This is a genomic window from Niallia sp. Marseille-Q9988, from assembly GCF_976954375.1.
Genome location: NZ_CDRJSZ010000012.1, coordinates 138,554 through 163,005, shown reverse-complemented (window position 1 = coordinate 163,005; position 24,452 = coordinate 138,554). Strand labels below are relative to the sequence as shown.

The following is a 24,452-nucleotide window of genomic DNA, read 5'->3' as shown; positions in this document are numbered from 1 at the left end:
GTTTTATTTTTGGATTCGGATTGGATGGGTTTTGCCTTTTTAATAAATTAATTATTGGTTGAGATATTTCCTCGATGAATGCCACTTATTTGTTTTTCCTATTATTTGTGGTTTTCATTCCTTCTATGAACGCCTCTTTTCTTGCTTTTCCTCTTACTCGTGGTCTTTATCCCTCCCCAGAACCCACCATTTACAGAAACATATCTACATACATCCTTCGTTCCACCAATAAAAAAACTGTAAACACTTCCTCATTTTCTGAGTGTGTCTACAGTTATTTCCTCTTCAAAGAAGATTAAATTCTTTATTAAACATGTTTAGATAATAATTCTGAAAGAGCTTCTTTAGGTTGGAAACCTACTACTTTATCTACAACTTCACCATCTTTAAGAACTAGTAATGTTGGAATACTCATTACGCCAAATTTAGATGCTGACCCTTGGTTTTCATCTACATCTACTTTTACGATTTTTACACTGTCTCCGATTTCTCCATCTAGTTCTTCTAGAACAGGAGCAATCATTTTACAAGGTCCACACCATGGAGCCCAGAAATCTACTAGTACTACACCTGAACCTGTTTCTTCTTGGAAAGTTTGATCTGTTGCATGTGTAATTGCCATTTATTATTTGCCTCCTTATTTGATAATCTAACAATATCGAAAGTATACCATGCTTTCAAGAATGATACTAATAATATGTTTCAAATATCATTTTCCCCTATAACTTGATAATACATTCAAGATATTTCGATTGTTGGATTGTCCCATTCTTTCATTAAGGCAGGGATTATTTCAAAGAGGTCTCCTACAATTGCATAATCGGCTACTTCAAAAATAGGCGCATGAGGATCTTTGTTAATGGCTATGATTGTTTTGGCTGATGTAACACCCACTAAATGTTGGATGGCTCCGGAAATACCGCAAGCAATATAAAGATCAGGAGCTACAGTTTTACCTGTTTGACCAAGTTGCATTGATGCATCACATACACCTAATTCTACAGCTCCTCTTGATACACCAACCGTTCCACCAATAGTTTTTGCTAATTGATTAATCAGAGCAAACCCTTCTTCATTCTGAATTCCCCTACCCGCACCAACAATAATCTTTGCATCCTCCAAATTAAGCGTCTGCTGCTTTTTTTGTTCTAGTCCAATTAAAGTCGGAATAGATTTATCAATTTTTACTTTTAAGGAACGAATCGTACAATTCCTTTCTAACTTCTTCTGTGAAGCTTTCCACTTTTTCGGCTTAATTGTTAGAAAAAAAGTGGGCGTATTTACTTCTATTTTCTCTATTAATTTTCCAGAGTAAACAGGTCGAGTTAAGAATAACCTTTTTTCATTATATTCAACGCTCTCTACATTCGAATACAAAGGAATATCTAATTTTTCACTTAAATAGGGAGAAATGGCTTTGCCTATATCTGTGTGTCCCCACAGAAGGATAGCAGGATTAAGTTGGTCCCATACGGATAAAAGTGCTTTAGCATAAGGTTCATTTGAGAATCTAGAAAGCAAAGGATGCTCCACTAAAACAATTTGATCAACATCATATTGTTGCAATTCGCAAGCATCTTTTTTTCTATCTTCTCCCATTAATAAAAGGATAATCTCCGCCTCCCCTTGTAGTTGCTTTGCAGCTGAAATACACTCAAGGGTGATGGAGGAAATTTTATCTTGTTGATATTCGCCCAAAATAATAATTTTATCTTTCATTATTAATTCCTCCACTTATTCATGTAATGACTTTAACAATTTTGCTAACGCCATTACCTTTTCTTGTGTTTCTCCTTGAAAGATTGTCTGCTTTCGTTTCATTTTAGGGTATGCGTACTGTTTCGATTTTTCTTTTAATGCCATTTCTTCTGACTGCTTATACACTAAGGGTTTCTTTTTTGCCTTCATAATTCCAGCAAGTGAGGGCAGACGTGGAACATGTAATCCTTGTGGAATGGTGACTAAGAAAGGAAAAGCAACACAAAATGTTTCTATGTCCCCATCCGTGTTTCGTTTTAATATGGCGCTTTCTTCCTCTTTTTCGATTTTGACTGTTTTGGTAAAAAAGGGAATATCTAATAAGGCAGCAACTCGAGGTCCTACTTGACTAGTTGCTCCATCTGTAGAAAAATCTCCTGCTAAGATGATGTCAAAGTCAATCTCTCGCAAATATTCAGCGATTTTTTTAGCTATGGATGGCGCTTCATCTTCTGATGGGTGACATTCTATTAAAACAGCCCGATCTGCTCCCATAGCTAAAGCAGCTCTTAGTTGTTTCTCCCCTTCTTTTCCGCTTATCATTAACACTGTAATTTCGGTATTATATTTCTCTTTAAATTGCAATGCTTCTTCTAAACTAATTGCATCTGGCGGGTTGATGATGAAGTTATCGTCTTCCACAAAAACTTGTCCAGAATCAAGCACTAAAGATGCTTCAGGTGAAATGGTCCTCGATAATAAGACAACTAGATGCAATGCTTTATTACTCATTTATTTCTTCACTTTCTTCCTTTAATTGTCTTCTCAATATTTTACCAATTGCCGTTTTTGGAAGTTCTTTCCTAAATTCATAGATGCGAGGAACTTTAAACGACGCCAGCTTGCTGCGCATATATTTATTCAATTCTTCTTCCGTCACGGTCATGCCTTCTTGTAAAACGACAAATGCTTTAACCGTTTCTCCTCTATAAGGATCTTTTACACCAACAACTGATGCTTCCATAATAGCTGGATGTTCATACAAGACTTCTTCAATTTCACGTGGATAAATATTAAATCCACTGGCAATGATAATATCCTTTTTTCGATCGACGATATAAAAATAACCTTTTTCATCCATATATGCGATATCACCTGTTAATAACCAGCCATCTTTTAAAACTTTCTCGGTTTCTTCTTCATTATTCCAATAGCCTTTCATTACTTGTGGTCCCTTAATACCAAGTTCTCCAACTTCACCTACTGGTAACATTTCTCCTGTTTCTATGGAAAAAATTGCAGCATCTGTTCCAGGCCATGGCACACCAATGCTTCCTTTCACTATTTCATTGTCCCAAAGGAAATTCACATGGGTAACGGGAGATGTTTCTGTTAATCCATATCCCTCTACAATCTTTCCACCTGTCTTTTGCTCAAATTTTTCGATAACCTCGACTGGTAATGGAGCAGATCCACTTATCGCTCCTTTAATGGAAGAAAGATCGTATTTCTTAATATCTGGATGATTCATTAATCCAATATAAATAGTAGGTGCGCCTGGAAAGATAGTCGCTTTTTGTTTTTGGATTGTTTTTAATAGATCTGTTGCGTCAAATCTTGGAACAAGAATCATCTTATACACTTCCATCACAGATAAAACAAGGACTGTCATAAGACCATACACATGGAATAATGGCATTACTGCAAGCATGATTTCCTTGCCTTTTTCCATCTTATATAGCCATTGTCTACACATAGAGGTATTTGAAACTAAATTTTGGTGGGTTAGAATAACTCCTTTAGGAAATCCTGTCGTACCTCCTGTATATTGCAGGATTGCTATATCTTTTTCAAAACTAATCGATACTTCTTTAAGCTTATAGTTCTTCTTTATTGTTTGGGTAAAAAGATGAGTGGATTTTGATGATGGAATAATTGGAGGCTTTCCCTGCTTTTTTGCTTGCACGAAAGGATAGACAATATTTTTTGGAAATGGAAGGTAATCTTTAATAGAAGTTACAATGATATGTTCTAAATCTGTTTGCTCCTTCACTTTCTCCACTCTGTTATAAAGCATATCTAATGTAATAACTGCTTTCGCACCTGAATCTTTCAATATAAATTCTATTTCTCTTTCTTGATACAAAGGATTTACCGGAACTACAATAGCTCCCGCCTGCAAAATCGCATAAAAGCTAATAACTGTTTGAGGAATATTTGGAAGCATTACAGCAACCCTATCCCCTTTTTCTATCCCTAAATTTTGTAGATATGCTGCTAATTTTAATGTTTTTTTGTATAGTGTTTTAAAAGTCATTTCTTTTCCCATAAAATGAATGGCTTTATGCTTTGCATACTCTTTTGCGGCATTTTCTAATAATTGTGGGAGAGTATCTGCCCGATAGTAGACATTTTTGGCTATTTGGTCGGGGTAAAGTTTTAACCATCTTTTCTCAGTTTCCAACACAATTCCTCCATTTAATTCTATTATTGTACTAGCTTATAATATGGAAGAATACTTTAATTGGATTATGTATAAGCCTACTTTTAATCGAATAGAAAAAATAGGCTTATATTGCTGGAACCAAGTAAAAGGGACCATCACTAAGTGAAAGCCCCTTTAATTTGGTCATTATTAAGAAATGCCTGCTCCTATAACGAAAGATAAACCGATGGATATAATCATGGAAATAAACCCTACAGCTCGATTATCATTTTTTATTTCTTCATCAATCTTAAATTTTGGTGTTAAAAATTCAAAAATGAAATAGCCGATTAGTAATAGTATAAATCCATACACACCCCATACTATCATTGTCAATAAAGAGTCATTATGCATAATCGAATGTCTAAATACATTTGCAATACCGAATATTTTGCCGCCTGTAGCCATAGCAACAGCAATATTGCCATTTTTGATTTCATCCCAATTATTATATTTTGTGACGAGTTCAAAAATAGCCAAAAATACAACTAGGCTTAAAATAACAACACTATAATCTCCTGCCGTTTTTACATATTCATTTTCCCAAAATTGATCCATAAGGTTTCTCCTCTACCATTTTCTTTAAAAGAAGGGATTATTTAAATTCCACTACAGTTACGCCGCTTCCACCTTCTCCTGCTTCCCCAAAACGAATTCTCTTCACCGCTCTATGATTTTTTAAATACTCTTGAACACCTGAGCGAAGTGCACCTGTTCCTTTTCCATGAATAATCGAGACACGAGGATAGCCAGCAAGGAGACTATCATCAATATATTTTTCTACTCTTGCTAAAGCATTCTCGAATCTTTCGCCACGCAAATCTAATTCCAAGCTCACATGATAATCTCTTCCTTTTATTGTAGCAAGCGGTTTTGTTTCCACTACCTTTGGTGCTTTTATGAATTCAAGATCCTTTTCTTTCACTTTCATTTTCATAATGCCAATTTGAACTTGCCATTCCTTATCTGAAACCTTTTCTAGTAATTGTCCCTTTTGATTAAAGGTAAGGACCTTTACTTCATCTCCTGGCTGATAAACATGGTTTGTATTGGCTGCTGCTTGTTGTTTTTTTATTTCTATTTGTGGCGTTGCATCCTCTAAACGTTTTCTAGCATCAATTAATTCATGCTCCTTAATTTCAGCACGTTTTTCAAGCTGCATTTTTCTTAAATCACCAATTACAGCTTCTGCTTCTTTCTTTGCTTCTTCCATAATTTCCTTTGCTTCTTTTTTCGCTTTTTCCTGCAGTGTTTCTTTCTTTTCGTAATATTCCATTACCTGTTTCTGTAAATCACGATGAAGCATTTCTGCTTGCTTTAATAAATCTTTAGCATCTTCATGCTCCCGTTCAGCCTGTCTACGGCTTTCTTCTAAAGAAGCAATCATATTCTCAATTTTATTACTGTCTTCACTAACATGTGAACGAGCCGTTTCAATAACATCTTCTTTTAAACCTAGTCGTTTACTAATCTCAAAGGCATTACTTCTACCTGGTACGCCGATTAGTAATCGATAGGTTGGGCTTAGTGTTTCAATATCAAATTCTACACTCGCATTCACAACACTTTCTCTGTTATATCCGTATGCCTTTAGCTCTGGATAGTGAGTTGTTGCGATAACCCTTGCACCTCTTTTATTTACTTCATCAAGAATAGAGATAGCAAGTGCTGCCCCTTCTTGCGGATCTGTTCCTGCTCCTAACTCGTCGAATAAAACAAGGCTCTCATGGTCCACCTTTTCAAGTATGCCTACGATATTTACCATATGGGAGGAGAAAGTACTCAATGATTGTTCAATAGATTGTTCATCTCCAATATCTGCATAAACGGATTTAAATACACCCATTTCAGAACCATCTAAAACTGGAATTTGGAGTCCTGCCTGCGCCATTAACGTACATAGTCCTACCGTTTTTAAGGTTACCGTTTTACCACCTGTATTTGGCCCTGTTATCACAATCGATTTATACGTATCTCCAAGGACAATGTCATTTGCTACAACAACTTCTGGTGGTATAAGTGGATGCTTAGCCTTAAGAAGTACAATTTTTCCCTCATCGTTGATTTTTGGTTTCGATGCTTTTAAGCGGTGAGCGTATTTGGCTTTTGCAAACATAAAATCAATGTCAGCTAATACCGTAACAATATGCAATAATTCCTCTTCATTTTGCGCAACAAGTGCCGTCAATTGGGTCAAAATACGGTCTATCTCTTGCTGTTCCTTGACTCGAATTCCTTGCAACTCATTATTTAAGGTAACTACAGACTGTGGTTCAATAAACAAAGTTTGCCCTGAAGCACTTTGATCATGAACAATTCCACCATAATTCCCTCTATATTCTTGTTTAACTGGAATAACATAGCGATCATTTCTTATTGTAATAATACTGTCTGAAAGCATCTTTTGGGCATTTGAGGAACGAATCATACTTTCTAGCTTCTCCCGTACCTTTGCTTCGTTTCTACGCAATTGATTTCTCAACGTTCTGAGTGTATCACTTGCACTGTCTAGAACCGAACCCTGTTCATCAATCGCCATCTTTATTTCTTCTTCTAATTCGGCTAATACCGTGATACTATCTGTTAAGGTAAAAAGAATAGGCACAGCTTCTTCTTCATGAAATTCTTCAATGAAACGTTTCATTTGTCTACTAGTATGAACAGTACTTGCAACATGATTTAATTCGATAGGACTCAGCATTCCACCGATAGAAGACCTTTTCACATGGGCACCGATATCATAAATCCCATCAAGAGGAATTGTTCCCCGCATTCGGTATACTTTAGCCGCTTCATCTGTTTCTTCTTGCCATCTTACTACCTCATTGTAATCCGTTGATGGAATTAGTTCTTCTACTTTATTTCTGCCTAAAGAGGAAGAAACATGCTCCATTAATTGCGCTTTTATTTTATCAAATTCTAACGTTTTTAATACTCTTTCCTGCATGGAGTAATCTCCTTTGCTATCCCGCTTATGGGTTAATGATGTTTGTAAGTATTCTCTATTTGCTTATATATTAGCCTTTATACAAAAATTCCAATAGTTCTTCCTTTGTCATCGCATTTAGGACCGTCGATTTTTTAATCCAGCCTTTTTTTGCTGTGGAAACACCTATTGCCATATTATGAAGCTCATGCTTATAATGGGCATCTGTATTAATAACAATCTTCACGCCAGCATCCTGCGCCATTTTAATATACGTAGCATTTAAATCTAAACGGTTCGGATTACTATTTAGCTCCAAAACAGTGTTCGTTTCTTTTGCTAATTGAATAAGCATGTCCATATCGACAGCATATCCATCCCTTTTCCCAATTTTTCTACCAGTTGGGTGTGCAATGATATCGACATACTTATTTTCCATGGCTGCTTTTAAACGAGTCATAATCTTTTCCTTCGATTGGGAAAACGCAGAATGAATGGAAGCAATAACAATATCTAATTCTTTCAATAAATCTTCCTCATAATCTAAAGTCCCATCAGGAAGAATATCCATTTCCGCCCCAGCTAAAATAGTGATATCATCATACTTTGCATTAAGTCTTTTAATTTCTTGTATTTGCTTGCGTACTCTTTCTGGTGTTAATCCATTTGCTACCTTTAAATATTGGGAATGGTCCGTTATCGCCATATATTGATAGCCTAAATGACGGTTCGCTTCTACCATTTCCTCTAATGTATGTGCACCATCACTTGCTGTTGTGTGCATATGCAAATCACCTTTAATATCTTCCAAGGAAATGAGCTCACTTTGATCTGAATAGTTGTCTACTTCTTTTCCATCTTCTCTTATTTCAGGAGGAATGAATGGTAGTCCGAAATAATGATAGAAAGCTTCTTCTGATTCGAAGGTTTTAATTTCTCCTGTTTCATTATTCTCCACACCATATTCGCTTATCTTTTCTCCACGTTCCTTTGCTAGCTGTCTCATTCGCACATTATGTTCCTTTGAACCGGTGAAATGATGTAGCGTTGTTGCAAATTCATTTGGCTTTACTAAACGAAAGTCTATAGAGACGTCGTAATCGAGTCCAAGAACAATACTTACTTTTGTTGCACCTGCTCCAATTACCTCTTTAATAGAGGAAAGCTGAAGCAACTGTGTTTTCACTTGTTCAGGATTCTCTGTTGCAATAATAAAATCTAAATCTTTAATGGTCTCTCTCACTCTTCTTAAGCTTCCTGCTCTTGAATAGCGGACAACCCCCTCCATTTTCGATAATGCCTCTTCAATCGAAACAGCAATTGGGATCATAAAGGCAATCGGTAATCGATCTGGTCTTGATCCAACATTTTGCAGAGATTCTAGTATTTTTTCCTCTGTCTTTTTTCCAAATCCCTTTAACGCTTGAACTTTTCCTTCTAAACAGGCATTTTTTAAATCATCAGCATTTTCAACAGATAGCTCTTTATATAATCTCGCTATCTTCTTCCCACCAAGACCTGGTAGCTGTAGCAAAGGAATTAACCCTTTCGGAACTTCGTCTTTCAATTCTTGCAATACGGAAGACTTTCCTTCTTTTATATATTCTTCTATAACAGCCGCTGTTCCCTTGCCGATGCCAGGCAACTGTGTTAAATCTGTTATCTCGGTTAAATTGTATTCACTTGTTTCTATTGTATTTGCAGCTTTTCGAAAAGCTGAAATTTTAAAAGGATTTTCTCCTTTAAGCTCCATATATATCGCTATTTGCTCTAATAATCGAATAATATCTTTGTTTGTTATTGTCATTTCATCACCTACATGGATATAATAAATCTTCTATTTTCTAAATTCTGCCTACACTACATATCATACCATGAACTTCAATATTTCAATAATGATGTTCGTAATTGCTAACCACACAAAAAACTCCACTAGCTACATACAAAGCTAGAAGAGTTTCCTAATTTCTATGAAGCGATATAGTCGAACCATAAATCTTTAATTTTCTCTGAAAAATAAGGAGTATTTTCTATCATCCAAGCTGCTACAGAGGATTCGTTTAATTGAGCTTGTATAAAATCAATTGGGATTAAAATAGAAATATATAATAGAAGGAATAATAGCAAATACGTTTCGATAAATCCTAATACAGCACCAGCCCATGTATTTAACTGTTTTAAAATTGGAATACTAGCAACAAAATCTATCATACTACCAAGAATTTGCCAAATAATTTTCACGACAAAAAATATCACAATAAAGGAGAATCCTCTGTAAAAAACATCTTCTATATTCGCAGTCTGAATAAAAGAATGTAGAAAACTGCTTTCTCCTGTATTTGGATAGGGAATCCATAGTGTTAATTTTTGCGATAGTGGTATGTAATATTTATTAGCAACAATAAACGCAACAATAAATCCTGTTAAGTGTATAATTTGCATAATAAATCCTCTTTTTAGTCCTCTTAAAAGACCAAAAAGCAGCAATATAACCAAAATAATATCCAACATGAACATTGTCAGTCCTTTTCTCTTTTTAATTCTTCTTCCAGTTCTTTCACTCGATCTTCTAGCTTTACATAGTCATTTACTATATTAACAGCAGTAAGGACTGCTAGTTTATTTAAATCAAGTGAGGGATTCATGACATGAATTTCACGCATTTTCTTATCTACTATGGAGGCAACCAGTCTAACATGACTAGAAGGTTCTTCCCCTATTATTGTATATGGTGTTCCGTATATATCAACATTTGTACGATTTTTAGGGGTATTTGACACGCCCATGCCTCCATTCTAAAGAATCCTAGTTTCTATCATATCATGAACTATTCTTGCTAGGGAAGTCATTCGAATAGATTCTATCTCAAGACTTGTTATAAGGGGAAAGAATTACTATTTCCATCAAGAAAAAAAGCATCCCAAAATAGAACGATGGGATGCTTTTTACTATTTCGTTAGCCTCTTAAAGTAGCTCCTGCTTGTTCTTCCGCAGCTGCAAGTACTTTTTCGTGAACTTTACTAATCATTTCATCTGTTAATGTTTGTTCTGGATCGAAATAAGTTAAGGAGAATGCAATTGACTTTTTGCCTTCTTCCATTTTTTCTCCCTCATATAAATCAAACACTTGGACATCTTTCAATAATTTCCCACCGGCATCTCGGATGATTCCTTGAAGATTTCCTGCAAGAATTTGTTTATCCACAACAAGCGCTATATCTCTTGTTACATAAGGGAAGCGAGGAATAGAAGTATAGTGTAAAGCTTCTATTTCTACTGCAAATAATTTGCTTAAGTCTAATTCAAAGCAATACGTTTCTTTTAAATCTAATTCCTTTTGCATTTGTGGATGAACTTGACCAACAAACCCAATAACGTCTCCATTAAATTCGATTTCAGCCGTTCTTCCTGGATGCATTCCTTCCATTTCCGCTCTTGTAAAAGTAATTTTCTCCGATACACCTAACTTTTGGAACAGACCTTCTAATACACCTTTTACAACAAAGAAATCAACAGCTTTCTTTTCTCCCTGCCATGGATGAGTGCTCCATATTCCCGTCACAGCTCCAGCTAAATGTTCTTTTTCTTCTGGAAGTTCCTGATTTTCATTCGCTAGGAAAACAACTCCTGTTTCATAAACGGCACTGCTCTCATTTTGTCTTGCTGCATTGTATTTTAGTACTTCTAAAAGCTGTGGTACGATACTTTGACGTAATAATGCACGTTCCTCACTCATTGGCATTGCAAGTTTAATTGGATTTCTTTTTTCTAAAGCAAAGCTATGGACTTTCGCTTCATTTGTTAATGAATACGTAATCGCTTGATATAAACCAGCTGATTCCAAATATCTGCGAGCCATACGACGCTTCTTCTGATAAGAAGTTAAGGTACCCGGTGTAGATGCGCCAATAGGCAATGTTTTCGGTAAATTATCATACCCATACAGACGGGCAACTTCCTCGATTAAATCTGCCTCAATGACAATATCATTTCTTCTCGTTGGAACCGTTACTGTGAACGTATCTCCTATAACTTGTGTTGTAAATTGTAGACTGTCAAAAATAGCAGTAACTGCATTTGACTCTAAAGAAGTTCCAAGGGTTTGATTAATTTTAGTTAGCGTAATGGAAACAACTTTTGGTTCAGCTGTTAATGTATCAACCGCTACTTCTCCTTCAAGCACCTCTCCGCTTGCATATAAATGCAATAATTGACATGCTCTATCTGCAGCTATGCGCACTCGATTTGGATCAATCCCTTTTTCATATCTAGCACTTGCTTCACTTCTTAACCCAATCACTTTTGATGATCTGCGAATGACTTTACTGTCAAAATAAGCAGATTCTAATAACACAGTGGTTGTATTAGATTGCACTTCAGAATTAGCGCCACCCATTACTCCAGCAACAGCAATCCCTTCTTTTCCATTCGTGATTAGTAAATTGTCTGCTGATAACGTTCTTTCTGCTTCATCAAGCGTCGTAATTTTTTCTCCACTTTGGGCTTTTCTTACTAGAATTTCTTTTGATCCTATTTTATCATAATCAAAAGCATGCAACGGCTGACCATATTCTAATAAAATATAGTTTGTAATATCTATTACATTGTTATGTGGACGAATTCCTGCTGCCATTAATTTTCCTTGCATCCATAATGGTGATGGAGCGATTTTAATATTCTTAATTACTCTTGCTGTATATAATGGTGTATCTCCATTTTCTTCGACAGATACTTGAATATAATCAGATGCTTTCTCGTTAATAGTTGGATATGCAGTATCAGGTAATTTAACATCTTTTCCTAAGATTGCTGCAACTTCATACGCTACACCAAGCATGCTTAAGCAATCAGCACGGTTTGGAGTTAACCCAAGTTCTAAGACAGCATCATTTCGTTGTAAGTATTCTAGGGCATTTTTTCCAACTTCCACATCGCTTGGAAAAACAAAAATACCTTGCGCATAATCTTTTGCAACCATTTTCCCTTCAATTCCAAGTTCTTGTAAAGAACAGATCATTCCATTTGATTCTTCACCGCGAAGTTTTGCCTTTTTAATCTTAAAGTTCCCAGGAAGTACTGCTCCTACTTTCGCGACAGCAACTTTTTGTCCCTTATCAACGTTAGGCGCTCCACAAATAATTTGAATTGGATCCCCTTCACCTACATCTACTAAGCATTTATTCAATTTGTCTGCATTTGGGTGTTGTTCACGCTCTACAACATAACCGATAACAACATTTTTAATCCCTTCATCAAGAATTTCAACACCTTCCACTTCAATCCCGCTTTTCGTAATCTTTTCCGCTAATTCATCGGGATTAATACCATTCAAATCTACATATTCATTTAACCAATTATAGGATACTAACATTTTTTCTCCTCCACCCTTAATATTCCGGTACTGAAAATTGTTTTAAGAAACGTACATCGTTTGTGTAGAAATGACGAATATCATCAATTCCATATTTCAACATCGCAATTCTCTCTGGACCCATTCCAAAGGCAAAACCAGAATATTTCTTTGAATCAAACCCCGACATTTCCAATACATTTGGATGAACCATTCCCGCTCCTAAAATTTCGATCCAGCCTGTTTTTTTACATACACTACAACCTGCACCTTTACAGATAAAGCAAGAGATATCTACTTCAACGGAAGGCTCTGTGAATGGGAAAAAGCTTGGACGCAAGCGGATTTCTCTATCTTCCCCAAACATTTTTTTAGCAAAAACTTCCAATGTTCCAATTAAATCGCTCATTCGAATGTTTTCGTCTACTACAAGTCCTTCAATCTGCATAAATTGATGGGAATGTGTCGCATCATCATTATCACGGCGATACACTTTACCAGGACAAATAATTTTCACTGGCCCTTTCCCTTTATGCTTCTCAAGCGTTCTTGCTTGCATTGGAGAAGTTTGTGTTCTAAGTAATGTTTCTTCTGTTATATAGAAAGAATCTTGCATATCGCGCGCTGGGTGATCTTTAGGAAGATTCAATGCTTCGAAATTATAGTAATCATTTTCCACTTCTGGTCCTTCTTCCACGGTATAACCCATACCAATAAAGAGATCTTCAATTTCTTCCACTACTCTTGTAAGCGGATGATGATTTCCTACAGAAACTGGACGACCTGGTAAGGTAATATCAATTGTTTCAGAAGCAATTTTTTCTTGGACAATTGCTTCTTCTAAAGCCTTTTGTTTAGCTTCAATGTGGCTAGTAATTTCGTCACGAATTACGTTTACTAGTGCACCCATTTTTGGTCTTTCTTCAGCAGATAGCTTTCCCATTCCTTTTAACACTTCTGTAATTGGACCTTTTTTACCTAAATATGCGATACGAATTTCATTTAGTTCTTTCATATCATTACTGTTTTCAATGCGTGATAGTGCTTCAGCTTGCAGTTCTTTTAATTTATCTTCCATCACTTTTCCTCCTTATATATTGGTTGATTTTGCATGAAAATTGGCATAAAAAAAACCCATCCCCAAAAAAGGGACGAGGTTATTGTCGCGGTACCACCCTAATTAACTTGTATGTATGATAAAACAAGTTCACTTCATTTGGATAACGGTAGTCTATACCGGTACATCTTTACATCATTTCTAAAAAGAAAAAATGGTCCCGATGCCGACTCAGGAGGTGAACTTCATTCATGTTTTTAATAAAAATGCTTACAGTCTGCGGCATTTTCTCCCTTGATTAAAAATCACCAATTACTTTTCTCCATCAATGTCTTTATTCATGTAATTTGTTTTTAATTATAATATATTTCTATTCAGTTTTCAAATGCCTTTTTAGCCTAAGATTCCACCATTTCGAAAACTTTATTTAGGAAAACAGATTATTTAAAATAATACATCAAAATCCCAGCTGCTACAGCAACATTTAAGGATTCACTTTTTCCGTAAATAGGGATATACAAGTTGGTATCTGTCTTACTTAAAACTTCTTTGCTTACACCATTGCCTTCATTCCCGACAATCAAACAAAACTCGTCTGTTTTTACTGTTTCTCGGTAATCTCTGCCATTTTCAAGTGCAGTACCGTAAACGGGAACCTTTCTTTCTTTCAATTCCTCTATAAATGCAGGTAAATTTGTTTTTATGATTGGCAAGTGAAAATGGCTGCCTTGACCGGATCTAACTACTTTTGGATTGTATATATCAACAGTTCCTTCTCCTATAATAACAGCATCTATCCCTGCTGCATCTGCAGTTCGGATAATGGTTCCCATATTACCAGGATCTTGAACCTGATCAATCGCAATAAATGTTTGAGCAGTGGATAGTATTTCTTGATGACTTTGCTGTTTGCAGAGTGCAAGAATGCCTTGTGGTGTTTCTGTATCTGAAAGCTCTTTAATGATTTCTTTCGTAACAATTGTTATCGGTATATCTCTATAATTCCAAGCAGGTACATCTATATCTTCAGAAATAATCAAATCGATGATGGCATCTGCTTTGAATGCTTCTTCCACAAGGTGAAAGCCTTCCACCAAAAACGTTCCCGTTTTATCTCTTTCCTTTTTTGTTAATCTTTTTTTCCATTCTTTAATTTGTGGATTTTTTACTGAAAGTATGTGTTTCACTTACTATTCTCCTTCATAATCACCAGATGATCTCTATGTCCTCTATTATAGCTTAAATAAAATACATAATAAACGGCATTAGTGAAATGATAAAAATAGATGTGTTCTACAAAACGTCTATCTAATATCATTTCCAATTGAAATGGTGTTGATAGATAACAATGGAAAGAAGGGTGCTTATTATGAATTTAAATTTACGAAATGCAATAATCCACAATGTTTCTGGAAATTCTCAAGATGAATTAAAAGACACCATCGTGGATGCTATTCAAAATGGGGAAGAGAAAATGTTACCTGGTTTAGGCGTTCTATTCGAAGTAATTTGGAAAAATTCTTCTGAAGATGATAAAATTGAAATGTTGCAGACATTGGAAAATGGACTAAAATAACCAAAAAGAAGGAGATTTCTCCTTCTCAGGCTGTCGAGAAAGTCTCGACAGCCTTTCATTTTTTATATTTACTTCATCTATTCACCGCGGTAATTTGATATAATATAATTATCAAATATAGGTTGGTGATTTCGATGTTACATACCCGTTCTCATACTCAAAACGAAGTAGAATTTGTTCTTTTAGATGAGCTTGTTCCAGCTAATCATCTCTTACGAAAAATTGATAAACACATTGATTTTTCTTTTATCCTCGATAAAGTCCGTCCTTATTACTCCGAAGACAATGGTCGTCCATCTTTAGATCCCTTGATTTTATTTAAAATGATGTTTATCGGTTATTTATATGGCATCCGTTCCGAAAGACAATTAGAGCGGGAAATTCAAGTGAATCTTGCTTATCGTTGGTTCCTTGGTTTAAAAATTACAGATCCTGTTCCTCATCATTCTACGATTAGTTGGAATCGGTGTAATCGATTTAAAGATACCACTGTCTTTCAGGACATTTTCGATGAAATTGTTCTTTTAGCGATGAATCATAAAATGGTTGGAGGGAGAGTTTTATTTACTGATTCTACTCATTTGAAAGCGAATGCCAATAAACATAAATTCACCAGAGAAACGGTGAAAGTGGAAACACGCGAATACGTGGAAGAGTTAGATAAAGCGATTGAGGAGGATCGGACTGCCCACGGAAAAAAGCCTCTAAAGAAAAAGGAGGCAGTGGAGGAAACAAAGGAAATTCGGGTTAGTACAACGGATCCTGATTGTGGCTTTATGTCCCGAGATAATAAGCAGGAGATGTTCTGTTATTTAGATCACCGTACGACGGATATGAAGTTTAACATCATTACCGATGCCTTTGTTACCCCAGGTAATGTCCATGATTCTGTTCCTTATTTAGACCGACTTGATCGTCAAATCGATCGTTTCCAATTTCAAGTGGAAGCTGTTGCTTTAGATTCTGGTTATTTAACAAACCCTATTTGTAAAGGGATAGAAGAACGAAATATTTTTGGAGTAATCGCACATAGAAGATATAGTCCAGTAAAAGGACTCTTTCCCAAATGGAAATTCACTTACGATAAAGAAGCCGATTGTTACACTTGTCCAAACGGAGAAATACTGCCTTATCGTACAACAACTCGCGAAGGATATCGAGAATATAAATCAAATCCCAAACGATGTAAAGATTGCCCATTGCTTTCCCAATGTACTCGTTCTAAAAATCATACAAAAGTAGTCACTCGTCATGTTTGGGAAGAAAACAAGGAAAAAATTCGGTTAAATCGTCTTTCTAAATCAGGGAAGGCCCTTTATAAATTTAGAAAAGAAAAAGTAGAGCGAAGCTTCGCAGATTCAAAAGAACTGCATGGGCTTCGCTACTGCCGGTTACGTGGAAAACAAAAGGCAGCCGAACAAGTATTAATGACAGCTGCCTGTCAAAATATAAAGAAGATTGCCATGCATCTATCCAAGATTGGATAGATGCATGAGAGTCTTTTTTCAATGAAATGGAAAAATAAAAGATGTGATTATGTCTACTTAAATAAAAAAATTGTAGAGAAAATTATACTTTCTCTACAATCTGAGAAGGAGATTTCTCCTTCTTTTTGGTTTAGCATTTTAAAATAAACTACTCATTTAACGCATGTAATTTATGTGCAGTTTCTTTTGTTGCTTCATATACAGCTTTATAAATTTCATATACCTTTTCATATTTCTTCACATTTTCAGGAATTGGCTGAAACTCTTCCTTATAATGAACAAATTTCTCCACACACTCATTCATCGTTGGGAACCAACCTAATCCAACAGCAGCAATCATCGCTGCTCCTAATCCCGGTCCTTGTTCGACTGTCAAATTAACGACTGGCGCATTAAAGATATCTGCTTGAATTTGTAACCAATTACTGTTTTTTGCTCCGCCACCTACAGAGACAATGCGTGTAAATTGCTTATTTGCATTTTCCTCCATCAATATCTTACTATCATTAAGTGAAAAAGTGATACCCTCCACAACAGCACGTGCAAAGTTATCTAATGTATGCCTTGCATCCATGCCAATAAAACTTCCTCTAATTTGACTATCTGTATATGGTGTTCTTTCTCCCATTATATAAGGCGTAAACAATAAACCATCTGAACCAATTGGCACATTCCCCATATTAGAAAGAAGCTCATCATAGCGTTTATCTGCAGCAAAAGTATTTTTAAACCAATTCAAGCTATATCCGGCAGATAAGGTTACACCCATGGAATAAAAACTGTCTTTTATTGCATGATTGAAATAATGAACTTTTCCTTCATAATCCTGTTGCCCATCTTGCTCATAGGAAAGAAATACGCCAGATGTTCCGATACTTGCTAATCCCATACCTTCTTGCACAATCCCTGCCCCAACTGCTGCACAAGCATTGTCCGCACCTCCAGAAAATACAGCGATTTCATTTGTAAAGCCATACTTATCTGCAAGTTGTTTATTCATTACGCCTATTTTGTCAGAAGACTCGACAAGCTTAGGGAAAATAGATAGTGGCAAATCAAATAATTCAGCAATAGATTCGCTCCAAACCTTTTCTTCCACATTTAGCAATAAGGTGCCAGCAGCATCTGAATACTCCATTTGCTTATTGCCAGTTAAATAGAATCCTAAATAATCTTTTGGCAATAAAAAGTGCTTTGCTTCTTCCCATATGGCCGGCTCGTTTTCCTTCACCCACAGTAGTTTAGGTAAAGTAAATCCTTCTAACGCTTTGTTTTTTGTAATTTGAATAACTTCTTGTCCCGCTTTATCCATTATTTCCAGGCATTGTTTGCTTGTTCTCACATCATTCCATAAAATTGCGTTTCTTAATGGTCTACCATTTCCATCTAATAAAACCAAGCTATGCATCTGTCCAGAGAAACTAATTCCCTCTGTTTCTGATGCTGCTTCTGGAAATGCGGCAATTATTTCTTTTAAGACAATATCCAATGCTTCGATCCAAACATTTGGATTCTGTTCACTATATTTTGGCTGAGGAGTCAGAAGCTCATATTCAGAGCTCTTTGTTATAAGAACCTTGCCTTCTTTATCAACTAACAAGCCTTTTAATGAACTAGTTCCTAAATCAATTCCTATTACATACGACATTTTCACGCTCTCCCTTCCTAAGTCATGTGACAAATGATAAAAGAAAGGGCTGCCTCATTTATAGAGATTTAGACCTCCACAAGTATAAATAGTAGATTATTTTCAATTAGCTCCTACTAATAAACTTGTGATGCCAATTCCTTCTACCTGAGACACCCCTTTATGGTGTTATACCAAATTATTATATTTATATTATACTAAATAATCGTTCAAACGAGATTTTAAGAATTCTAGATGATTTGGCTCATTTTCAATTTGATCATGTTGTAATGCATATTCTGTTAATGTTTTCAAATCTTCTTTACCTTCTACAATGGACTTACCAATTCCAGTTGTATAGCTCTTATATCTACGTTCAATTTCTTTGTCGAAGAAACCATCTTCTTTTAGTTTTGCAGCTGATTTTAATCCGCGTGCAAAGGTATCCATACCAGCAATGTGTGCTAGCACTAAATCTTCCATAGAGAAAGAAGAACGGCGTACTTTCGCATCAAAGTTAATACCACCAGGAGCAATTCCTCCGTTTTCTAGCACTTGATACATTGCTAGAGTTGTATCATAGATATTAGTTGGGAATTCATCTGTATCCCATCCAAGCATTACATCCCCTTGGTTCGCATCTAGAGATCCAAGTGCATTATAGCTTCTTGCTACTGCCATTTCATGTTCAAAAGTATGCCCTGCTAATGTTGCATGGTTTGCTTCTAAGTTTAGTTTAAAGTGTTTATCAAGATTGTATTTTTGTAAGAAAGCCATTGCTGTCGCAGCGTCAAAATCGTATTGGTGTTTTGATGGCTCCATTGGTTTAGGCTCAATTAAAAATTGAACTTCATGATTTAATTCTTTTGCGTAATCAACTGCCATATGGAAAAGACGAGCCATGTTGTCTTGTTCAAGTTGTAAATCTGTGTTTAGTAAAGATTCATATCCTTCACGGCCACCCCAGAATACATAGTTTTTGCCGCCAAGCTTTTTACTGATTTCTAACCCTTTTTTCACCTGAGCTGCAGCATATGCAAAAACTTCTGCATTTGATGATGAAGCAGCCCCATGTACAAAGCGAGGATTTGTAAACATATTAGCCGTATTCCAAAGTAATTTAATACCTGTTTGATCCATCTTCTCTTTAATCAAATCTGTGATTACATCTAAATTGTCGAAGAACTCTTGTAATGTTTCCCCTTCTGGAGCAATATCAACATCATGGAAGCAAAAGAATTCAAAGCCCATTTTTTCCATTAATTCAAAGCCTGCTTCTACTCTATTTTTTGCTGTTTCCATTGGTGTTTCACCAAACCAGTTACGAACATTAGTAGCTGCACCAAATGGATCTGATCCATCTTGTGTTAATGTATGCCACCATGCCAAGCTGAATCGTAAATGTTCTTTCATTGTTTTTCCTAAAACTACTTCTTCTGGATTGTAGTGACGGTAAGCAAAAATATTTTCAGTTTTTGGTCCTTCATATTTGACTTCTTTAATCATTGGAAAAAATTCCATGTTAATTCCCTCCTAATTGTTATAAAAGATATTTTTGTTCTTGCTTTAACTTACTTTTTAAAAGTAGCATCTTCTTTCTATTCTATTAAATCATTTTTAATTTGTTAGTTCAATATACTAACTGCATTAATCATAAATCTAACTATATTTTTTGTCAAGCGCTTACAATATCATTTTTATTATTTTTATCCATAAATTTAATAGAAGTATTTTAATTAGTATGGTAACCTAACAATATGAGCATCGTTATAAGGGGATTAATTAGTTTGGAGGAAAATAATGGTCACAGATAAATATGTAATTAGAGAGCAAAATGCTTCTCTTGTCATGGAGCAAATTGTTCAACATGCTCCCATTTCTCGAGCAAGTCTTTCATCTAATATTGGTTTAAATAAAGCAACTGTATCTGATATAACAAAGAAATTACTTGAGGATAAACTTATTGAAGAAATTGGAATTGGTGAGAGTAGTCATTCTGGAGGAAGAAAACCAATTCTTTTACAACTAAATAATAAAGCAGGTCTTTCAATCGCTATCGAGCTTGGCTATGACTTCATTTCCACAATGGTCACATACCTAGATGGAGAAGTTGTCTTTTACAATAAAGAAAGAGGTATATTTATTACAAAAGAAAATGTCATTGCACATGTTTCAAATATAATTGAAAAATATCAAAAAATAAGCCATCTGACAACCTATGGTATTATCGGAATTGGAATTGCGATTCATGGTATTGTAAATGAAAATACTATCTCGTTTACACCATATTATGATTTAGACAAAATGGAACTTTATGAGGAATTAACGAAGCTATACCAGTATCCTATCCATATTGAAAACGAAGCAAATTTAACAGCAATAGGAGAGTCTACTTTTTCTACTGAATTTAATAACTTAATCAGTTTAAGTATTCACAGTGGGATCGGTGCTGGAATTATAATTGATGGTCAATTATTTACAGGACTAGATGGAAGAGCTGGTGAAGTTGGTCATTCTGTGCTTTATCCAAACGGCAAAGCTTGTCCTTGTGGGAATAAAGGTTGCTTAGAGCAGTACTGCTCCGATAAAGTTCTTCTAGAGCTGTTCAAAGAAAAGAAAGAGTTAACAGATGTCACTCCTGATTTATTAGCTGAGCTATATTTTGCTAAAGACCCCCTTGTTCAAGAAATTATTCAAGAACATTGCTATAATTTATCGAAGGGCATAAACAATATAATGACTTTTTTTGCTCCAAAGCTTATATTCATGAACAGTTCTGTCATTCGAAGAATCCCTGAGATACTTTCATTAATCAGCAATAATCTGCAAAGCTCCTTTAATAAAGACATCGTCATTGAAAATTCGAGTTTAGGTTCGAAGGCATCTTTATTTGGGGCTACCGCTTTGAACATTCGTAATTTCTTAAATATTTCCCATCTGAAAATTATTAATACAGATTAACATAGCATTTTGCGTATGGTTCATGGAATGATACAATCTTATTTCTAAAAATAACAGATTGTATCATTTTTTCTTATACTTTAAAGGAAATCTTCTTAGGATAAATGAAACTTTTCTCCTCCTTATCTCGTAATATCATTATGAACGTAAAGTGTGATACAATCGTTTAAAATACATAATACAATATTTACAAGAAATTGAATGAATATGCTATACTTGCTATACAAAATAAGAAAAAGGTGAAAAATTTTGACAAAGAAGAAGTTTCATTATTGGTTACTGCAGATTCTCATCATCGCTGCCATTATTTATCTCTGCACAAAAATTACGTTTTTATTCAAACCAGTTGCAGTGCTATTTTCCACACTTTTTGTGCCAATTATTATTACTGGTTTCTTATATTTTTTACTTAATCCAATCGTTAAATTTTTGCAAAAAAATAAAATTCCGAAAACACTCGCAATTATTATTCTCTATCTTGCAGTGATTGGAATTATTATTTTGGCAATTGGCAGTGTTGTACCGATGATTAGTAAACAGGTTAGCGAATTATTTAGCAATATTCCTAAATATGCTGATGATGCAGTTCACTATTTCCAATACTTAAATGATACTAAACAGTACAAATGGATTATGAACCAAGAATATGTAAAAATTGAGGATATTACGGAGAACCTAAAGGCTTATGCTCAAACTATTCCAAGCAATATAACAAATGGAATTGGGACAGTTATCAGTACCATGACGAATATCACCATTACTATTGTAACGGTTCCATTTTTACTTTTCTATTGTTTTAAAGATGGTAGCAAATTTCCTGAAGCATTATCAAAATTCTTCCCTTCTTCTTATCGAAAAGAAGGTTTAAGAATTATTAAAGATACAAGTGAAACAATTGCAGCCTATATTCAAGGACAAGTAATAGTAGCTTTGTTTGTAGGAACCTTATCATTAATCGGCTATTTGAGTATTGGGCTTGATTATGCACTTGTAATGGCCTTAATTGTTGCTGTTACGAATATTATTCCATATGTTGGTCCTTTAATTGGTGGTGCACCAGCTGTTATAATCGCCCTTTTCACATCGCCAACACAAGCGTTCCTAGTTATTATTGTCATTACCATTGCTCAACAGATTGAAGGAAATATCCTATCTCCATTAATTCTAGGAAAAAGGTTGGATACCCATCCAGCAACAATTATTATTTTGTTATTAGTAGCAGGAAATTTAGCAGGAATTTTAGGAATGATTCTTGCCGTACCGACCTATGCTGCTGTCAAAACGATTGTAGTTAATATTAATCGTCTCCTTAAAGCACGGAAAGCAGCTATATTAAATACCCAAATCCCTCCAATCGAGTAAAAGATTTTGGTATAAGTTATAGTATTTTCTTTGAAATAAGAAAAAGGGAATTTGATTTTTGAAGATCAAATTCCCTTTTTTATTTTAGCTGTTTATGCAAATGTCAAGGAATCAACTGTTTCACGATCTAATCTCTTAATAACTTCCACAATTAATTTGACTGCATTTTCATAATCATCACGATGAAGCATTGCAGCATGTGAATGAATATAGCGAGTTGCGATTGTGATCGATAACGTCGGAACTCCTTTATGTGTTAAGTGAATAGAGCCAGAGTCTGTCCCGCCTCCTGGCACACTATCAAATTGATAAGGAATGTTTAGCTCATCCGCTGTATCTGTAACAAGGTCACGTAACCCTTTATGGGAAACCATTGAAGCATCATATAAGATGATTTGTGGACCCTTACCCATTTTACTTAGTGCTTCTTTTTCTGTAACTCCCGGTGTATCTCCAGCTATTCCAACATCAACTCCGAACCCAATATCCGGCTCAATTAAGTTCGCTGCTGTTTTCGCTCCACGAAGACCAACCTCTTCTTGAACTGTTCCAACACCATATACAATATTAGGATGATTGATTTCTTTTAAATTTTTTAATACATCAATTGCAATTGCACAACCAATTCGATTATCCCATGCTTTTGCAAGCAACATTTTTTCATTATTCATTACTGTAAATTCGAAATATGGAACGATCATATCTCCTGGTTTTACTCCCCATTCCATTGCTTCTTCTTTAGAAGATGCACCAATATCAATAAAGATATCCTTAATATCTATTGGTTTTTTTCTTGCTTCTGGGCTCAATACATGTGGAGGTTTAGACCCTGTAATTCCAGTAATTTCGCCTTTACTCGTTACAATCGTTACTCTTTGAGCTAGCATTACTTGGGACCACCAACCGCCTACTGTTTGAAAATAAAGAAACCCTTTATCATCAATACGAGTTACCATAAATCCAACTTCATCCAGATGACCTGCAACCATAATTTTTGGTCCATTTTCCTGACCAACTTTCTTAGCAATTAAGCTTCCTAAATTATCTGTTGTCACTTCATCCGCATATTCTGTTATGTACTTTTTCATTACTTCTCTTGGTTCTCTTTCATTGCCTGGGATGCCTTTTGCATCTGTGAGATCTTTAAGCATCGTTAATGTTTCATCTAATTTGGACATTATTTCGACTCCCTTAATATAATATATTCTTCATTATTATACTAGAAAATAGATATAGTACAAAGTATTAATTACTTATAAAAAGAATCTTCCCTCAATAGTTGCTTACTACCCGTCTTATATGGGTATAGAAAGAACCCTTGCTTTTATTATGTATCAAACCTTGGTTTCTATTTATTTAATCTTTTTTCTTTTAAAAAAATATTTTTTCTAAAATAATGAAACCTTTTCTATTATCAATCGTATTCTATTAGTTAATCCTGAAAAATTAAGTTACTGGAGGCTCTTTTATGAAATGGCTTTTGTTAATTGTTCTGCTCGTATTTCTTCTTTATGGTTTATTTCGAATCCTTTCTTTCTTAATGAATCCACAACAACGATTGAAGTTAGCGCAAAAGCGGAGAACTTTTTATTTGCTCGATCAAAAGGATAATATAAGAATGAATCTCTTATTAACCTATAAAGGGCATTTACTCGAAGGGGAAAAATACGCAGTAGCAAACGAAGTTGATCACATCTTACTATTCCCTACCAATCCTTATAATACGAAGATGTCAAAACAAGACAAAGCCTATATAGAACAGTCACTATTGTCTATATACCCAAAGGCTAAAATTGATTGGACACGGTTTAAAGAAGCAGAAAAAAATACGTAGAGGTTCGGACAGTATTCCAGCTCATTGAAAAACCCGACCAACCATATCAAGTTCCATATGGTTGGTCGGGTTTTTATAGTTTATAAAAG

General features: G+C 35.1%; 20 protein-coding genes and 1 other annotated feature. Of the genes, 5 read left to right on the top strand and 15 right to left on the bottom strand.

What is annotated here, in order from left to right; all coding sequences use genetic code 11:
• Positions 1-307: 307 nt before the first annotated feature.
• From trxA to ACWNMZ_RS20160, 12 genes are all read right to left on the bottom strand, one after another.
• Positions 308-622 carry a thioredoxin gene (gene trxA / locus ACWNMZ_RS20215; RefSeq protein ID WP_031534784.1) on the bottom strand — a complete coding sequence of 105 codons (315 nt, stop codon included), beginning with the start codon at positions 620-622 and terminating at the stop codon, positions 308-310.
• Between the two features lie 116 nt (positions 623-738).
• The gene (locus ACWNMZ_RS20210; RefSeq protein ID WP_031534786.1) at positions 739-1,719 is read right to left on the bottom strand and encodes an electron transfer flavoprotein subunit alpha/FixB family protein; all 981 of its coding nucleotides are present in this window, start codon (positions 1,717-1,719) and stop codon (positions 739-741) included.
• A 15-nt stretch (positions 1,720-1,734) separates the two neighbouring features.
• Positions 1,735-2,490 carry an electron transfer flavoprotein subunit beta/FixA family protein gene (locus ACWNMZ_RS20205; protein WP_081836536.1) on the bottom strand — a complete coding sequence of 252 codons (756 nt, stop codon included), beginning with the start codon at positions 2,488-2,490 and terminating at the stop codon, positions 1,735-1,737.
• Positions 2,483-4,162 (bottom strand): long-chain-fatty-acid--CoA ligase, encoded by a 1,680-nt coding sequence (locus tag ACWNMZ_RS20200; RefSeq protein ID WP_031534790.1) that lies wholly within the window; start codon positions 4,160-4,162, stop codon positions 2,483-2,485. The genes ACWNMZ_RS20205 and ACWNMZ_RS20200 overlap by 8 nt, the downstream gene beginning before the upstream one ends.
• 171 nt (positions 4,163-4,333) lie before the next feature.
• Positions 4,334-4,741, bottom strand: a complete 408-nt coding sequence (locus ACWNMZ_RS20195) for a DUF350 domain-containing protein (RefSeq protein WP_031534791.1) — start codon at positions 4,739-4,741, stop codon at positions 4,334-4,336.
• Positions 4,742-4,778: 37 nt separating this feature from the next.
• Entirely contained in the window at positions 4,779-7,130 is a 2,352-nt protein-coding gene (locus ACWNMZ_RS20190; protein WP_031534793.1) for an endonuclease MutS2, read from the bottom strand.
• Between the two features lie 70 nt (positions 7,131-7,200).
• Complete coding sequence (gene polX / locus ACWNMZ_RS20185; RefSeq protein ID WP_031534795.1) at positions 7,201-8,916, bottom strand: DNA polymerase/3'-5' exonuclease PolX; 1,716 nt, start codon at positions 8,914-8,916, stop codon at positions 7,201-7,203.
• A 161-nt stretch (positions 8,917-9,077) separates the two neighbouring features.
• Positions 9,078-9,620 (bottom strand): CvpA family protein, encoded by a 543-nt coding sequence (locus tag ACWNMZ_RS20180; RefSeq protein ID WP_031534796.1) that lies wholly within the window; start codon positions 9,618-9,620, stop codon positions 9,078-9,080.
• A gap of 8 nt (positions 9,621-9,628) precedes the next feature.
• Positions 9,629-9,889: a cell division protein ZapA gene (zapA, locus tag ACWNMZ_RS20175; protein ID WP_031534798.1), complete on the bottom strand. Its 261-nt coding sequence runs from the start codon at positions 9,887-9,889 to the stop codon at positions 9,629-9,631.
• A gap of 176 nt (positions 9,890-10,065) precedes the next feature.
• The gene (pheT, locus tag ACWNMZ_RS20170; RefSeq protein WP_449598861.1) at positions 10,066-12,480 is read right to left on the bottom strand and encodes a phenylalanine--tRNA ligase subunit beta; all 2,415 of its coding nucleotides are present in this window, start codon (positions 12,478-12,480) and stop codon (positions 10,066-10,068) included.
• A gap of 16 nt (positions 12,481-12,496) precedes the next feature.
• Complete coding sequence (pheS, locus tag ACWNMZ_RS20165) at positions 12,497-13,537, bottom strand: phenylalanine--tRNA ligase subunit alpha (protein WP_251629468.1); 1,041 nt, start codon at positions 13,535-13,537, stop codon at positions 12,497-12,499.
• Positions 13,538-13,603: 66 nt separating this feature from the next.
• Positions 13,604-13,854: a binding site (T-box leader), on the bottom strand.
• Positions 13,855-13,956: 102 nt separating this feature from the next.
• Positions 13,957-14,703 carry a TrmH family RNA methyltransferase gene (locus ACWNMZ_RS20160; protein ID WP_251629467.1) on the bottom strand — a complete coding sequence of 249 codons (747 nt, stop codon included), beginning with the start codon at positions 14,701-14,703 and terminating at the stop codon, positions 13,957-13,959.
• 182 nt (positions 14,704-14,885) lie between these two features.
• Between ACWNMZ_RS20160 and sspI the strand changes: the two genes are divergently transcribed.
• Positions 14,886-15,092: a small acid-soluble spore protein SspI gene (sspI, locus tag ACWNMZ_RS20155; RefSeq protein WP_031534806.1), complete on the top strand. Its 207-nt coding sequence runs from the start codon at positions 14,886-14,888 to the stop codon at positions 15,090-15,092.
• Between the two features lie 134 nt (positions 15,093-15,226).
• Positions 15,227-16,579 carry an IS1182 family transposase gene (locus tag ACWNMZ_RS20150; RefSeq protein ID WP_284561423.1) on the top strand — a complete coding sequence of 451 codons (1,353 nt, stop codon included), beginning with the start codon at positions 15,227-15,229 and terminating at the stop codon, positions 16,577-16,579.
• Positions 16,580-16,727: 148 nt separating this feature from the next.
• Here ACWNMZ_RS20150 and xylB read toward each other — a convergent pair whose 3' ends face one another.
• Both xylB and xylA read right to left on the bottom strand, forming a co-directional pair.
• Positions 16,728-18,227 carry a xylulokinase gene (xylB, locus tag ACWNMZ_RS20145; RefSeq protein WP_251629466.1) on the bottom strand — a complete coding sequence of 500 codons (1,500 nt, stop codon included), beginning with the start codon at positions 18,225-18,227 and terminating at the stop codon, positions 16,728-16,730.
• A gap of 192 nt (positions 18,228-18,419) precedes the next feature.
• A complete protein-coding gene (gene xylA, locus ACWNMZ_RS20140) occupies positions 18,420-19,727 on the bottom strand; it encodes a xylose isomerase (RefSeq protein WP_251629465.1) in 1,308 nt (435 codons plus the stop codon).
• A 279-nt stretch (positions 19,728-20,006) separates the two neighbouring features.
• Between xylA and ACWNMZ_RS20135 the strand changes: the two genes are divergently transcribed.
• Together ACWNMZ_RS20135 and ACWNMZ_RS20130 are read left to right on the top strand one after the other, a co-directional pair.
• Positions 20,007-21,167: an ROK family protein gene (locus tag ACWNMZ_RS20135; RefSeq protein WP_235247879.1), complete on the top strand. Its 1,161-nt coding sequence runs from the start codon at positions 20,007-20,009 to the stop codon at positions 21,165-21,167.
• 249 nt (positions 21,168-21,416) lie between these two features.
• Positions 21,417-22,529 carry an AI-2E family transporter gene (locus ACWNMZ_RS20130; protein ID WP_031534813.1) on the top strand — a complete coding sequence of 371 codons (1,113 nt, stop codon included), beginning with the start codon at positions 21,417-21,419 and terminating at the stop codon, positions 22,527-22,529.
• A 92-nt stretch (positions 22,530-22,621) separates the two neighbouring features.
• On the opposite strand, the gene ACWNMZ_RS20125 is transcribed toward ACWNMZ_RS20130, so the two are convergent.
• Positions 22,622-23,707 (bottom strand): M42 family metallopeptidase, encoded by a 1,086-nt coding sequence (locus tag ACWNMZ_RS20125; RefSeq protein WP_031534815.1) that lies wholly within the window; start codon positions 23,705-23,707, stop codon positions 22,622-22,624.
• Positions 23,708-23,997: 290 nt separating this feature from the next.
• Between ACWNMZ_RS20125 and ACWNMZ_RS20120 the strand changes: the two genes are divergently transcribed.
• Positions 23,998-24,363 (top strand): hypothetical protein, encoded by a 366-nt coding sequence (locus ACWNMZ_RS20120; RefSeq protein ID WP_031534818.1) that lies wholly within the window; start codon positions 23,998-24,000, stop codon positions 24,361-24,363.
• Positions 24,364-24,452 lie beyond the last annotated feature (89 nt).

Excerpts from the sequence above, each read along its gene's own strand:
- trxA (WP_031534784.1), bottom strand. The coding sequence starts at position 622 with ATGGCAATTACACATGCAACAGATCAAACTTTCCAAGAAGAAACAGGT.
- ACWNMZ_RS20210 (WP_031534786.1), bottom strand. The coding sequence starts at position 1,719 with ATGAAAGATAAAATTATTATTTTGGGCGAATATCAACAAGATAAAATT.
- ACWNMZ_RS20205 (WP_081836536.1), bottom strand. The coding sequence starts at position 2,490 with ATGAGTAATAAAGCATTGCATCTAGTTGTCTTATTATCGAGGACCATT.
- ACWNMZ_RS20195 (WP_031534791.1), bottom strand. The coding sequence starts at position 4,741 with ATGGATCAATTTTGGGAAAATGAATATGTAAAAACGGCAGGAGATTAT.
- ACWNMZ_RS20190 (WP_031534793.1), bottom strand. The coding sequence starts at position 7,130 with ATGCAGGAAAGAGTATTAAAAACGTTAGAATTTGATAAAATAAAAGCG.
- polX (WP_031534795.1), bottom strand. The coding sequence starts at position 8,916 with ATGACAATAACAAACAAAGATATTATTCGATTATTAGAGCAAATAGCG.
- ACWNMZ_RS20180 (WP_031534796.1), bottom strand. The coding sequence starts at position 9,620 with ATGTTGGATATTATTTTGGTTATATTGCTGCTTTTTGGTCTTTTAAGA.
- pheT (WP_449598861.1), bottom strand. The coding sequence starts at position 12,480 with ATGTTAGTATCCTATAATTGGTTAAATGAATATGTAGATTTGAATGGT.
- pheS (WP_251629468.1), bottom strand. The coding sequence starts at position 13,537 with ATGGAAGATAAATTAAAAGAACTGCAAGCTGAAGCACTATCACGCATT.
- sspI (WP_031534806.1), top strand. The coding sequence starts at position 14,886 with ATGAATTTAAATTTACGAAATGCAATAATCCACAATGTTTCTGGAAAT.
- ACWNMZ_RS20150 (WP_284561423.1), top strand. The coding sequence starts at position 15,227 with ATGTTACATACCCGTTCTCATACTCAAAACGAAGTAGAATTTGTTCTT.
- xylB (WP_251629466.1), bottom strand. The coding sequence starts at position 18,227 with ATGTCGTATGTAATAGGAATTGATTTAGGAACTAGTTCATTAAAAGGC.
- xylA (WP_251629465.1), bottom strand. The coding sequence starts at position 19,727 with ATGGAATTTTTTCCAATGATTAAAGAAGTCAAATATGAAGGACCAAAA.
- ACWNMZ_RS20135 (WP_235247879.1), top strand. The coding sequence starts at position 20,007 with ATGGTCACAGATAAATATGTAATTAGAGAGCAAAATGCTTCTCTTGTC.
- ACWNMZ_RS20125 (WP_031534815.1), bottom strand. The coding sequence starts at position 23,707 with ATGTCCAAATTAGATGAAACATTAACGATGCTTAAAGATCTCACAGAT.
- ACWNMZ_RS20120 (WP_031534818.1), top strand. The coding sequence starts at position 23,998 with ATGAAATGGCTTTTGTTAATTGTTCTGCTCGTATTTCTTCTTTATGGT.